The organism is Halomonas sp. ALS9, assembly GCF_001651035.1.
Classification (GTDB): domain Bacteria; phylum Pseudomonadota; class Gammaproteobacteria; order Pseudomonadales; family Halomonadaceae; genus Vreelandella.
In genome coordinates this window covers 302,532-315,641 of the sequence record NZ_LXRG01000233.1, presented here as the reverse complement: position 1 = coordinate 315,641, position 13,110 = coordinate 302,532, and the positions used below count along the sequence as shown (strand labels likewise).

Here is a 13,110-nt window from a genome sequence, read left to right as displayed (position 1 = left end):
ACCCGCCAGTTCGACCAGCAGTGCGCCCATGGGCTCAGCCAGTTGATGGGCGTAAACGGCATTATCGGCGACGCGTACTTTACTCACGCTGTCTAACTTAGCGGCAGCGTCAGCCGCGGCCTGAACGCCTTCACCGGCAACCAGAACGTCAATATCACCGCCGATTTGTTGGGCGGCCGCAATTACGTGGGCCGTCGCACCAGCCAGTTGGCCTTCGTGTAAATCAGCAAGTACCAGAATACTCATGGAATTAACTCCTTTCAAAGCGCTTGTATCAAAGTACTTGTCTTAAAGAACTTTGGCTTCGTTTTTGAGCTTGTCGATCAGCTCGTCTACCGAGGCAATCTTGACGCCACCCTTGCGCTCCGCTGGCGATTCGACTTTTAGCAGGCTCACCTTGGAGGCCACCTCGACGCCGTAGTCGGCGGGGGTTTTGACATCCAGGGGCTTTTTCTTGGCCTTCATGATATCGGGGAGCTTGGCGTAGCGCGGCTCATTCAAACGCAGATCAGTGGTGACAATCGCCGGCAGTGTCAGGGCGATAGTCTGCAGGCCGCCGTCGATTTCACGGGTGACGTTGACTTTGTCCCCATCGACCGCAACCTCTGAAGCAAAGGTGCCCTGCGGCAGGCCAGTGAGGGCCGCCAGCATCTGGCCGGTCTGGTTGTTGTCGGTGTCGATGGCCTGCTTGCCAAGAACGACCAGGCCGGGCTGCTCTTCTTCGACCACTTTAGCCAATAGTTTGGCGACGGCCAGGGATTCGGCGCGCTCATCGGTTTCGATATGAATGGCACGATCCGCGCCCAACGCCAGCGCGGTGCGGAGCTGCTCTTGGGCGGCCTTGGGGCCAACGGTGACCGCGACCACTTCTGTAGCAACGCCTTTCTCTTTTAGGCGCACAGCTTCTTCCACGGCAATTTCGCAGAACGGGTTCATGGCCATTTTGACGTTGGTAAGGTCGACGTCCGAGTGATCCGCTTTAACGCGGATTTTGACGTTGTAGTCGATGACGCGTTTAACCGCGACGAGTACTTTCATAGGTTCCTCGCTTGGCTTGTCGTAAAGCCGTTACCCTGAGACGGCACCCGCCCAGCGGATACCCCTTAAATTAAGACGTGTGATGAAGACTGGCAGACCACTTCTCAACAGCGACCACCTGCCCCATCACAGCTGCTACCAACACGAACGGTGGCGCGTTTAAATTCAGCACATTAAATTCAATCAAGCGTTTGATAGACACGCAATTGAAAAACCTAACCAATTTGCCATAGCCTACCTCAAAGCGACAACACCTGATGCCTTATCAACCACTACGGCCTTAGTCGTAACTGAACGCTGATTAGCAAAGCATACAGCCAATAAATGCCTCTTTCACCATCGTCGGCGTGACCTGACACAGGTATTATGCCTATCATGGCATATAACCAGAAGCAAACGACCGTTTTAAATTAAGGCCGATCTTTTATAAGCTAGTGCTCATTCGCTAGCACGTATAAATAATGGCACTTAAAGAGAATAAGGAGAAACCGGGTGGAAACTGTTGAACGCGATGTAATGGACTTTGATGTTGTCATTGTCGGTGCGGGCCCATCCGGGCTTTCCGCCGCATGCCGCCTAATGCAGCAAGCCAACGAAGCTGAGCAAGAGCTTACCGTCTGCGTAGTTGAAAAAGGCTCAGAAGTGGGCGCACATATATTGTCAGGGGCGGTATTTGAACCCCGCGCCCTGGCAGAGCTGTTCCCAGACTGGGAGGAGCGCGGCGCACCGCTCAATACGCCGGCGATTCGCGACGATGTTTTTTTGCTAAAAGACGCCGAAAAAGCGCAGAAAGTGCCCAACGCAGTAGTGCCTAAAAGCATGCACAACACCGGCGGCGACCTTACCCGCTATGTGATCAGTGCAGGCAACCTGTGCCGTTGGTTAGCCGAACAGGCCGAAGCCCTCGGCGTTGAGATCTTTCCAGGCTTTGCCGCTCAGGACGTTATTATTGAAGATAACGCCGTGCGCGGCATTCTGATTGGCGATATGGGCGTCGCCGCGGATGGCACTCCCAAAGATGGCCATATGCCGGGCATGGAGCTGCGCGCCAAGTACACGCTGTTTGCTGAAGGTGCGCGCGGTCATTTGGGCAAACGCTTAATTAAAGACTTCTCACTCGATGAAGGTCGCGACCCGCAACACTACGGTATCGGCCTTAAAGAACTGTGGGATGTGCCTGCCGACAAGCATGAACCTGGGCTTGTGTTGCACGGCTCTGGCTGGCCATTAGATAAAAATACCCATGGCGGCTGGTTTCTTTACCATGCGGAAAACCAGCAGGTCGTCGTGGGCTTGATTATGGATCTGGGCTACCAGAACCCATGGCTCTCGCCCTTCGACGAGTTCCAGCGCATGAAGCATCATCCAGTACTTAGCCAGTACCTGGAGGGTGGCAAGCGCGTGGCTTACGGCGCCCGGGCGATTACCAAAGGAGGCTTGAACAGCCTGCCTAAAATGACCTTACCAGGCGGGCTATTGATTGGTTGCGATGCAGGCACCCTCAACTTCTCCAAGATTAAAGGTCTGCACACCGCAATGAAGTCAGGCTTGGTCGCGGCAGAGAGCGTATTTGAGGCGATCAAAGCTGGCGATGAGGGCGCGCAGGAGCTAACGAGTTTTACCCAGAAGTGGCAAGCAAGTTGGGCCTATCAGGAGCTTAAAGAGAGCGCCAGCTTCGGTCCCGCAATCCATAAATATGGCACTGTGGGCGGTGGAGCATATAACTTTGCCCACCAGTTGCTGGGCAACAAGCTGCCTAACGTCCACGACACTACTACCGACCACGGCGCCCTTAAGCCTGCGGCCGAGTTTGAAAAGATTAATTACCCCAAACCGGACGGCAAGCTTTCTTTCGACAAGCCTACCTCGGTATTTCTATCAAACACCAACCATGAAGAGGATCAACCGTGCCACCTACGCTTGGATGATCCTGAGCTGCCGATCCGCGAAAACCTGCCCGAATACGCCGAACCGGCACAGCGCTACTGCCCAGCAGGCGTCTATGAAGTAGTTGAGGATAGCGCGGGACAGCCACGCTTTCAGATCAACTTCCAGAACTGCGTGCACTGCAAAACCTGCGATATTAAAGACCCGGCGCAGAATATTACCTGGGTAGCGCCAGAAGGCGGCGGCGGCCCCAACTACCCCAATATGTAAAAAGTAGGTTTAAATCTGTCGTCACTGCTTGCCCTGTAGTCGCTGCACAAGGGGTAAGCAGTGTTTTGCTAGCGATTCGTCTTCTCCTGGTAACTCTCCTCTGCTGATAACGGCCTGTTACTATAAAATCCGTGAAAATGAAAACTGGAGTGACTGCGAATAAAACGTGTCGGCTCACGGGGGTCGATTCCTTTCGCAAACACCTGGAGGCTGAGACGCTTACCCAGCTCAATGACTGATGCAGATAGTTGTTGATCATGGCTAGAGCCTGATAAACGCTTAAGTAAAGATGAGCTGACTTTTAATGTATCTACCGGCAAAACGTTTAAATCCGATAAAGAGGAATACCCGGTACCAAAATCATCAACCACTATCTTAACGCCCATTTTTTTAAGTTCTGCAAAGATAATCGCGGTACGTTTAACATCCTGCAGCAGCATGCTCTCAGTAATTTCCAACTCAAGCAGCCTAGGATTCATGCCGGTAGTCGTTAATGCGTCGCTGATGCTCTTAACAAAACTATTGTCGTAAAATTGCAGTGCAGAAATCTTGACGGCCATCGTTAGGGTGGGAAACCCTTCTTGTTGCCACAGCATGTTTTGCCTACAGGCATTTTCGAGCACCCATTGACCGATAGGCATCGCTATACCGTTCTCTTCAGCGAGGCTCATAAATTGCGCTGGTTCAAGCAGTCCTAGCGTTGGATGCTGCCAACGAAGTAGTGCCTCCATGCCAAGCGTGTTGCCTACCTCGATGTCATGCTTTGACTGAAAGAACAACCTAAACTCTTGGCTCGCAAGCGCACGGTGCAAGCCAGACTCCAACGTTAAGCGCACATCCATTTCTGCACTTAGTTCGTCGGTATAGAACTGGACATTGTTTTTGCCCAGTTGCTTCGCCTGATACATCGCCATATCAGCACTTTTCATCAATGTTTGCTCGTCAAGCCCATCAACCGGGTATAACGAGACACCAATGCTGACCGAGATAGGGCACTCCTGCCCCGCTAGCGTAAAGGGATCTCTAACAGCAGAGAGGATTTTTTGGGCAATGGGCTCAATCTGGTCTCGTCGGCTGACCTTACTCAAGAGAATTACAAATTCGTCACCTCCTAGCCGAGCGACAACGTCACTTTCACGCACCGATGTAGTCAGACGCCTAGCCACTTCTTGTAAAAGGTGATCACCGGCATCGTGACCCAAGGTGTCATTGATTAACTTAAAACGGTCAAGGTCTAAGAAAAGCAGAGCGAAGGATTCGCCATGGCGGTCGCCAAGCTTTACAGCCTGGGTAATTAAGTGGCTCAAAAAAGCACGATTAGGCAAATTAGTTAGCGTGTCATGGAAAGCCAAGTGCTCAACCTGCTGGGCATGCACTACACGCTCGTCCATTACCCGCTGCCGCTCCCGCTGAAGTTGCCAACTCATGCGCCCAAGTATCGCCAGAATGATGAGCAGTAGAGCGCTTGTCCACGCGGCCCGCTGCCAGTACTTTCGCACTAGCAATTGAGCCTCGGCCAACTGCTCCTGGGCCGAAAGCCCTACGACGATTGATAGTGGAAAATCATAGAGTTTGCGTACCAGGGTGTAGCGCTCTACATCCTGCCAGTGGGTCAGAAAGGGGACACTAACGGCATCCAGCGTACTACTTTGCCAAGCCGCTAACGCCATCAACTCGCCTGAATCAATAGACTCCCCGATCCGCCTGACGCGAACGATTCCACCCTCGCCGACCAGCGCCAGCAAACCCTGCTGGCCCAAAGAACGAGCCTCATAACTACTCACAAAATAATTGGCATCAATAGCAATAACGACCCAGCCCGAGCCTATCTCTTGCGTTGGCGCTAGCCCAAGCATCAGTGGCCTGGTAAAGGTAAGCTGCTTCTCTTGATCAGTCTGAACCTCACCTACAGCTAAGTAATCGCCCTCCTGCGGGGTTTGCAAAGGAGGCGTCAAACGTAACCCCAGTAGCCCTGAATCAGTCGATTCAACGACCATGCCCTGGGCATCGACAAGACTGATGGTAAATAGTAGTGCAGGTGGCAATAAGCGCTGTTCATTTAATGCTTTGAGTACGTTCGCGTGACCAGTATTATTGGCGGTAAATCGAACTAATTTTAATGCCGTATCGATTTCCCTGAGCGCTCTTACAACGCGTGCTTCATAGGTATCTGTAATGTCACCCACAGACAGCTCTGCCTGACGTTCAATGGCCACGCGCTCTTTATTAACTAAAAAGTAAGTACTTCCCCATACAACCAACAGCATCATAAAAGCCACTATGCTAAATAGCACCAGTGGCTCTACAAGATGATGGGGCCATCGCTTAATAAAAGCTTTGGTTGAGCCGAGCCGGTTAGGACTTCGCTGATCATTGAGACTACTCAATTGTCACCACTCTCAAACGCTCATCGAGAAAAGCAGGGTCTATATAACCCAGTGCTTTTGTATCACTGACCAGCCGCTCTACCACAGCACGGCTATTAGCGAGCGCTTGGGGCGGCTGCCCCCGTCCGGTAAATATCTGCCTGGCCCAGTGCGCCTTGATCTGCGCGGGGGTTTGTCCCGTAAAGTGAGTGTAAAACTCGCTTCTCGCTGCCGTGCCTTCAGGCTGATCCAAGGGCACCACCATCATCCCATTGGCTATCTGCGTGCGGCGCCCTAAATAAATATCCCTTAGATCACTGCTTGTGAGGCGAGTAAAAGGCGCGTCCGCTGATACGACCACCAACACTTCGGCTAGAGCGAGGGTACAATTCAGGCTCAGCATTGCCCCAAACAAGAGGCTGATTCCAGGCGCAATAAGACGTCTAACCATTGTCACTCTCCTTAAAACACAAAGTCGAGCGCAAGGCTGAACAAGTTAATCCGTCCACCTGGGTTAAACTCGGGCTGCTGATTAATCAGCCCCGCGGATGACCCTGAACGCATATCGATATGATCATACTGGGCTGTAAGAGCCATACCTGGCCTGAAATCCCAGCGAGCCCCAAGCGTAATACTGTCTTGCTGCATCCCGCTGGATAGAATCTCATTTAATACACCATTAAGAAGCTGCGCCCCTTCTGCATAAGGCGATGGGTAGAGGGCAGTATTCAATCCCGGCTCTGAGGTGCTACTGGTGATTTTTGCCCGCGCCACCCCCACATAGGGTGTCCATTCGGCGATACGATAGCCGAAAGTCATGTAGGCTCCTTCGCTTTTGCCTAACAGAGACGGCGACGAAAAGTGAGCCCACTCTCCCATCACAAACCATGAACCGGGGTCATAACCAGCCCCTAAACTCATTAGACGCGTGCGTTTACCATCAACTTCATAGCGATTTGCAAGCGCTTCGCCGGGCAGACCAAAGAGACGGTAAATATCGAAGAACTGTGTGAGCTCATCAACGCTGACTTTCAGTTCGCCATAGCTGGCAAACAGAGTGGTATTACCCCAGTGAGTGCGGTGAGACACGCCCCATGAATCGCTCGCGTCGATACTTCCGGCTTGATAATCAGCGCTGCCTCCCCCAAAATTCACCTGCAGTTCATTGGTGACGCTGCCGCTATGATATCGATAGCGCACATCAACACCATCGAAATTAGCCACAGGGATTAAACGGTAAACTTCTTGTGGCGGCCTGGCCCACGGAGTGGCGTAATTAACCTTACGGTGCTCAGAGGCCATAAAAGAGCTCTGCACCATACGCCCAACTCGCAGGCTGAGATCAGGGCTAACATCGTATTGCACATTCGCCCATTCAATATCAGGCGCAAATGAGCCGTCATACCTCTTTTCGCTGATCACCTGAACAACAGTGGAGAGCTGAGGCGTCATACGCAGCGTTGCTTGAAGACCTAAGCGGCTATCAACTTCAGCACTCCAGTCGCCACTATACCCAGCACCTTCTGAGGCAAAGGGGTCGCCAACGAAGTCAGCGTTCCGCTCGTCAGAATGAACAACGCCCAGCGTGCCGAAACCATTAAACTCCAGGTCAGGCAAAGTGCTATCGGCCAGCAAGGCGCCGCTTTGTAAGACGATCAAAATGACGCAGAGCCAGGTGGCTTGCCTTACCATGCCCGTTCCCTATTTCATAAGTTATATGCTATGAGCTGCGGCGTATTAGCTCGGTAGGCGTGAGGGTATTAAATCGGCAGGGCCATGCTAAGTCAAACCGCTCTAAAGCTTAATTTAGCGGCAAGTGTAAAAGAGTGTGTCTTGGCGATAAATCAACTACTTACCCAACAAGCGTTGAGCCATTTTCCAACACTTCAATGGGCGCCCGGCGGGCAATAAGACGCCTTCTGCCCGCCTGATCAAAGCGCACATCAATCACGGGGTCGCTGGCACTTCCTTCTACTGCGGCCACTTCACCTTCACCAAATACCGCATGAAGAAGGCGTTGGCCGGGGTAAAATTGAGCATCGCCCGTATAACCTACCTTGGCTTCTTCAACCTGCGCCGGGGCAAGCACAATATCGTCGCGCCCAAGACTCGCCAGATAGCGCTCCACCAGCCCCACCGAAGACACCTGTAGCTCAGCCACTGGTGGGCTGTCAGCAGCCAGGCAGGAAGCAACGCGCATGCTATCCTGCCAGGCGCTTTCGGCGATAAAACGGCTAGGACGGTGCACGCCGCCGTCATGCAGCACCAGCAGTTGCTCTTGGGCGCGGGTGATGGCCACATAGAAAAGCCGTCGCTCCTCCTCCAAACGCTCGTCGCTAAGTGGGTTATCGCGGCTATAATGGGGAAAATCTTCCTCGTTGACTCCAGCCACCGCTACCAGTGGCCACTCAAGCCCTTTGGCACCGTGCACGGTACTGATCAGGACGCCGCCCGCTTGGTTCTCTACTGGGCGTTCCAATAGCTCGATAAAAGCGTCGGGATCCTGCACGCTTTGCGCTTGTTCAATCAGCACGTCGAGTAAGCGCACATCCTCCTCGCCTTTATCCCGTCGCGCCGCCGCTCGCTTCAGCGTCTTTTCAGCATCGATACTTTCCACCACGTGACGTAATAGCTTGGCGGGTGGCCATGCACTTAGTTGCGGTAGCTCGCAAAGCAGAACCCAACGCTTTTTCAGCGTGCGGCGCTGAATCGGCTTTAACGCCGTCAACATGGGATCGTGGCGCTCGGGCCACTGTTGAGTAGACGCCAACTGATAGGCGAGCCGCTGCAGTCGCTCACGGGCAACGAAGGGGGTCGGCTGGGAAAGCAGCAGGAGCAGCTGTTGCGGATCTCGCAGCAGATCCGGCCGACGCGACAGCTTTAAATAGCCCGCCAAAGCCTGCACCAGCGGCAAGCGAAAGACGAAGCGATCCTCGCGCTGAAGCCGAAACGGGATGCCTGCCTGTAGCAGAGCCAGTTGAAATGGCACCGAGAGTGCCCAGCTACGCACCAACAGGCTGACCTCGTTAAACGCTCGCCCCTTGGCCTGCCAATCCATTAACGCATTGAGTAGTAAGCGGGTGCCCTGCCCCACCGAAACACGCGTTTCGGGGTTATTGACCGCTGCTAAACAGAGCTGATTGGGACGCCGCTGGTTAGCGGCGATGGCGTGATTAGCGGCAAGCGCTAAGGCGTGGCCGTGGCGAAAGGTGGTCGATAGTGGATAGTCGGTAGCACTGCCAAAGGTGGCAGTAAAATTTTCCAGCATGGTGTCGGGTTTGGCGCCACGCCACTCATAAATACATTGGTTGGCATCGCCCACCGCCATTACCTCGGCGGTGCTGCCCACCAGCACGGATAAAAGCCGCTGCTGCGCAGCATTAATATCCTGATACTCGTCGATAATGACATGATCGAGAAAGCCCTCCACGCGACCGCGCAGACCACTATCTCCTTCTAACACCAACAGCGGGCGATAGAGTAGATCGGCATAGGTCATCACTCCTTCGGCTGCTAGTAGCCGCTCTCCCTCTACAAAGGCTGCAGGGAAATAGTCCGTGTCGGGGTCTAAATTGAGCCGCTCATAGAGCGCTTCCGGGGTCATCATCTCTGCCTTTACTAAGCCACAGAAGTGGGCCAGGGTTTCCAGACGATCCCCTTCCAGGGCAGCATCGCGGCGTTCAACCGCGTCACGCAGCACATTGAGACTCGCTTGGCGAAGCAGTCTTTCCAATTGCCAATCAGCGGACAATAGCTGGCGTGGCGCCAGCGCGCCCCATCGACATAAGCTTTGGGTTAACCGGTGGCCCAGGGAGTGAAAAGTGCGCACATCCGGTAGTGCCTGCCCAGCAGGGGCCATTGCGGCTAATCGATTTTGGAAATCATCCTTTGCGGAGCGGTTAAACATCAGCACCAGGATACGCTTTGGCGGCACCCCGCTAGCCAGTAGATGCAGCACCCGGGCAGCCATGGTGGTAGTTTTACCGGCCCCGGCCACTGCCGCCACCCGGGCGTGCCCAGCTTGGTGATTAACCACAGCTTGCTGTTCAGCGGTTAACTTCACGGCGCCTCGCCTGATGGCTCTTCGTCGAGTCTACCCAGCGCAAACCACTGCCCGGTGCTCATCAGTCCAATCTCGCTGGTGCCATTGCCTAAATCACGGGTTTCGGCGGCCTCCACCAGCTGGTAATAGACATTACGATGAAGGCGCGCAGCCAGGCCAAAACGTACCGGCAGTTGCGGCACCGCTTCCCCTTGCGGCGTTAACGTAACCGAGAGCGGATGGTCGGCATCTAAACGAACAACATCGTCAAACTGCGTGGTAAACCACCAGGCACTATCACGAAAGTCGGCTTCTACCGCGACCAGCGGCAGGTCTTCGACCTTTATCCGCCAGCGTTCCACCGGCGTTACCAGGCAGTAACCCTCGTCATCAAGTCGCAGCAGCGTTGCCAATAGGCGCGCCACTTTGGGGCGGCCAAACGGCTGGCCTTCGTGCGACCAGCTACCGTCTGCGTGAATAAAGATATTCATATCGCCAGAGAGCGCTGGGTGCCACTCATCGAGCGGTGGAATAGCACTAGCGCGCTCCTCGTCTCCGCTACCTTGCTGGAGCAATCGATCAATATTCATATCGCCCACCTCGCTTATGCGTATTCAAGGCGTATTCGCTATAAAAGCCCAGCGTTTGCCAGCCCCTGTTTAACGTGCTCCGGGGCATCCGGCGCGGCGGCACGAAACAGCTGATAAAAGTTGGCAGCGGTTTGCATGGCAACTTCATCAACGCTAATACCCCGTTGTGTAGCAATGCACTCTGCCACTTCCACTACCCAGGCAGGCTCGTTTGGCTTGCCGCGATAAGGCACCGGCGCAAGATAGGGGCTGTCGGTCTCTATCAGCAGACGATCTAGCGGCAGTTGGCCGGCCAAATCACGCAGCGAAGCGGCATTGCGAAAGGTAATGATGCCCGACAGCGAAATATAAAATCCCAGCCTTACCGCCTCACGGGCCATCGCCAAGTCTTCAGTAAAACAGTGTAATACACCGCCCACGCGAGGGTCGCTGTATTCACGTAATAGGGCGAGTGTTTCTTCTTTGGCTTCGCGGGTATGAATGATTACCGGGAGCCCCAGCTCTTGCGCCGCGATCAAATGCCGCCTGAAGCGCTCATGCTGAATCTCTACAGGTACACTGTCGCGGTAGTGGTAATCCAAGCCGGTTTCGCCAATCGCTACGGCGCCATACTGTTCAGCGGCCTCTTTAATATCCGCAACACTAGGTTCGTGCTCAACGCTATATAAAGGGTGTAACCCAGCGGAGATCGCCACATCGTGATGGGCACGGGCAATGGCCGCCAACTGCGGCATATCCTCTAACGTCACCGACACAGCAAGAAATTGGCTGACGTGAGCAGCACGAGCGGCGCCCAGGGTGGCGGCGATATCGCCTCCATGGGTCTGGTCGGATAAACGGTCTAAGTGACAGTGTGAATCAACAAACATGCAGGTCTCGACAACGAGTGGGCTATAAGCGTCTTATAGTCTGATTTAAAGCGTAAACGACTGGGCTGCTTTATCCAATTGACCGGCAAGCAGCGTCTCGATGCGGTCACGCACCGGGTAATCCTGCTGGCTGAAGTGCAGGCCAATGCCTGGCATACGGCGGCCACTCACCCCCTCCGGCGATACCCACACCACCTGACCGGTGACTGAAAGGCGTTCGCTTTCACCCGGTAACGTGAGCAGTAAAAATACTTGCTGACCAAGGGCATAATGGGTCTGAGTGGGTACAAAAATACCCCCATGATCCAGAAAAGGCATGTACGCGGAAAGCAGTGTCGGCACATCTGGAACAGTAAGAGAGAGCGCTTTCTGAGCTGCCATGACGACCTCGCTGCAAACAAACGATAAAAGAAGCCGCTATGAGCGTAGCAGCGCCGCCCAGCGTACCAACCAAGCTTCAAGCACTAACTGCGGATTGGGGTTGGCCCCCACTGCCAATAACCGCCGCTGCTCGCGGGCATAATCCAGCAGGCGAAACCAATCCTGCACCCGACCATTTTTAACCGCCTGACGATAGAGGGGCTCAAGATCAGGGTTATGCAACACCTCTGCTTCACCAGACAAACCCAGCCTAATCAGGTCTTCCAGCCAGGCGATACCGTACCATAAGATGGCATCAATCGCCTGACGATCCAGGCGTGCCGCCTCTGAAACGGGCTCGGCGCCGCGCACTAACTGTTCAAAACTGTCGTGAATCTGGTGGCGCAATGCGCGTTCTTCCGGTACGGCCAGCTCCACCGCAAGCAGCGGCAGACCACCCGCCACCTGCCACCAGAAGTAGGCATCGTCAGCGCTGCCCAGCTGCTCGATTAACCAGCCGCGACACGCCTCAAAGGCAATGCTAGGCAGTGACCACTGCTGGCAGCGGGAGCGGATCGTCGCCAGCATCCGCGAGGGCACGTCTGAAAGCAGAATAAACAGTGTTTTCTCACCGGGCTCCTCAAGGCTTTTGAGTAGCGCATTGGCGGCGGCAACGTTCATTGCCTCGGCGGGCGAAACCACAATCACCCGGTAACCGCCCTGCTGAGCCGTTTGCGAAACAAAGCGGTTAACCTCGCGAATCGGGTCAATGCGGATTTGGCGCTTACCCTCTTCCGGAGAGACTCGCAATAGATCCGGGTGGTACCCGGATGCCAGCATCGCACAACTATGGCAGTGGCCACAGGCTTGGTCGGCGGGCGAAGCGCATAGCGTTCGCGCAATCAACGCCTCCGCCAACTGCTGCTTACCAACGCCGTGGGCGCCATGAATTAACAGCGCATGGGGCATACGCCCACTATCAGCCAAGCGGGTCAAATGCTGCCACGTGGTTTGATGCCACGGCATTACGCCGGTTAGCGCCATGCAGTAACCTTCGTTAATAGAACTTGTTGGATTTGGCTTTGTACCTTATCCAGGGAGTGTTGTGCATCGATCACCGCAAAGCGCTCCGGCGCTTCTTCCGCTCGCGCCAAGTAGCCATCCCGCACCGCCTGGAAAAAGTCAGCTTGCTCCTGCTCGAAACGATCCCGCTGCTCGTGGCGATCACGCAGGCGCGACTCTAAGCGCTGTCTTGCAGCCTCTTTGGGCATATCGAGCAGTAGCGTTAAATCGGGCGACAGCCCCTGCTGAACAAAATCTTCCAGCACAGCGATACGCTCTTTGGCAATGCCTCTACCACCGCCCTGATAGGCAAAGGTGGCATCGGTAAAGCGATCGCAGACGACCCACGCCCCTCTTGCCAAGGCGGGGAGTATTTTTTCCGCCAAATGCTGTGCCCGCGCGGCAAACATTAGCAGCAGCTCTGCGTCGACGTGCAGCGGCTCTTGGGGTGCAGGATCCAGCAGCAGTGCGCGAATAGCTTCGCCACGCGCAGTACCGCCTGGCTCGCGGGTACGCACCACTTCCAGGCCCTCGGCTTCCAGACACTCGGCGACAAAGCCCACATTGGTGGATTTACCCACGCCTTCGCCGCCTTCCAGCGTAATGAAGCGTCCACGCTTACTCAT

The 13,110-nt window shown here is 54.7% G+C and carries 11 protein-coding genes and 1 pseudogene; 1 reads left to right on the top strand and 11 read right to left on the bottom strand.

Features of this window, described 5'->3' with window-relative positions; genetic code table 11:
* Together A6R74_RS22055 and A6R74_RS22050 are read right to left on the bottom strand one after the other, a co-directional pair.
* A pseudogene (locus A6R74_RS22055) lies at positions 1–246 on the bottom strand (electron transfer flavoprotein subunit alpha/FixB family protein); the annotation flags it as partial.
* A 42-nt stretch (positions 247–288) separates the two neighbouring features.
* Positions 289–1,038: an electron transfer flavoprotein subunit beta/FixA family protein gene (locus A6R74_RS22050; RefSeq protein WP_064236609.1), complete on the bottom strand. Its 750-nt coding sequence runs from the start codon at positions 1,036–1,038 to the stop codon at positions 289–291.
* Between the two features lie 492 nt (positions 1,039–1,530).
* Between A6R74_RS22050 and A6R74_RS22045 the strand changes: the two genes are divergently transcribed.
* Positions 1,531–3,195, top strand: a complete 1,665-nt coding sequence (locus A6R74_RS22045; protein WP_064236608.1) for an electron transfer flavoprotein-ubiquinone oxidoreductase — start codon at positions 1,531–1,533, stop codon at positions 3,193–3,195.
* Positions 3,196–3,263: 68 nt separating this feature from the next.
* Here A6R74_RS22045 and A6R74_RS22040 read toward each other — a convergent pair whose 3' ends face one another.
* The 9 genes from A6R74_RS22040 to tmk all read right to left on the bottom strand — a co-directional run bounded on the left by A6R74_RS22040 (position 3,264) and on the right by tmk (position 13,110).
* Positions 3,264–5,465, bottom strand: coding sequence for a putative bifunctional diguanylate cyclase/phosphodiesterase (locus A6R74_RS22040; protein ID WP_240488294.1), 2,202 nt, complete (start codon positions 5,463–5,465; stop codon positions 3,264–3,266).
* A gap of 109 nt (positions 5,466–5,574) precedes the next feature.
* Positions 5,575–6,012, bottom strand: coding sequence for a hypothetical protein (locus A6R74_RS22035; RefSeq protein ID WP_064236606.1), 438 nt, complete (start codon positions 6,010–6,012; stop codon positions 5,575–5,577).
* An 11-nt stretch (positions 6,013–6,023) separates the two neighbouring features.
* Positions 6,024–7,253 carry a hypothetical protein gene (locus A6R74_RS22030; RefSeq protein WP_064236605.1) on the bottom strand — a complete coding sequence of 410 codons (1,230 nt, stop codon included), beginning with the start codon at positions 7,251–7,253 and terminating at the stop codon, positions 6,024–6,026.
* Between the two features lie 160 nt (positions 7,254–7,413).
* Entirely contained in the window at positions 7,414–9,624 is a 2,211-nt protein-coding gene (locus tag A6R74_RS22025; RefSeq protein WP_064236604.1) for an ATP-dependent helicase, read from the bottom strand.
* Positions 9,621–10,193 carry a DUF1285 domain-containing protein gene (locus A6R74_RS22020; protein WP_064236603.1) on the bottom strand — a complete coding sequence of 191 codons (573 nt, stop codon included), beginning with the start codon at positions 10,191–10,193 and terminating at the stop codon, positions 9,621–9,623. The genes A6R74_RS22025 and A6R74_RS22020 overlap by 4 nt, the downstream gene beginning before the upstream one ends.
* Before the next feature lie 38 nt (positions 10,194–10,231).
* A complete protein-coding gene (locus A6R74_RS22015; RefSeq protein WP_064236602.1) occupies positions 10,232–11,062 on the bottom strand; it encodes a TatD family hydrolase in 831 nt (276 codons plus the stop codon).
* A gap of 45 nt (positions 11,063–11,107) precedes the next feature.
* Entirely contained in the window at positions 11,108–11,443 is a 336-nt protein-coding gene (locus tag A6R74_RS22010; protein ID WP_064236601.1) for a PilZ domain-containing protein, read from the bottom strand.
* Between the two features lie 36 nt (positions 11,444–11,479).
* The gene (locus tag A6R74_RS22005) at positions 11,480–12,466 is read right to left on the bottom strand and encodes a DNA polymerase III subunit delta' (protein WP_064236600.1); all 987 of its coding nucleotides are present in this window, start codon (positions 12,464–12,466) and stop codon (positions 11,480–11,482) included.
* A complete protein-coding gene (tmk, locus tag A6R74_RS22000; RefSeq protein ID WP_205634234.1) occupies positions 12,457–13,110 on the bottom strand; it encodes a dTMP kinase in 654 nt (217 codons plus the stop codon). The genes A6R74_RS22005 and tmk overlap by 10 nt, the downstream gene beginning before the upstream one ends.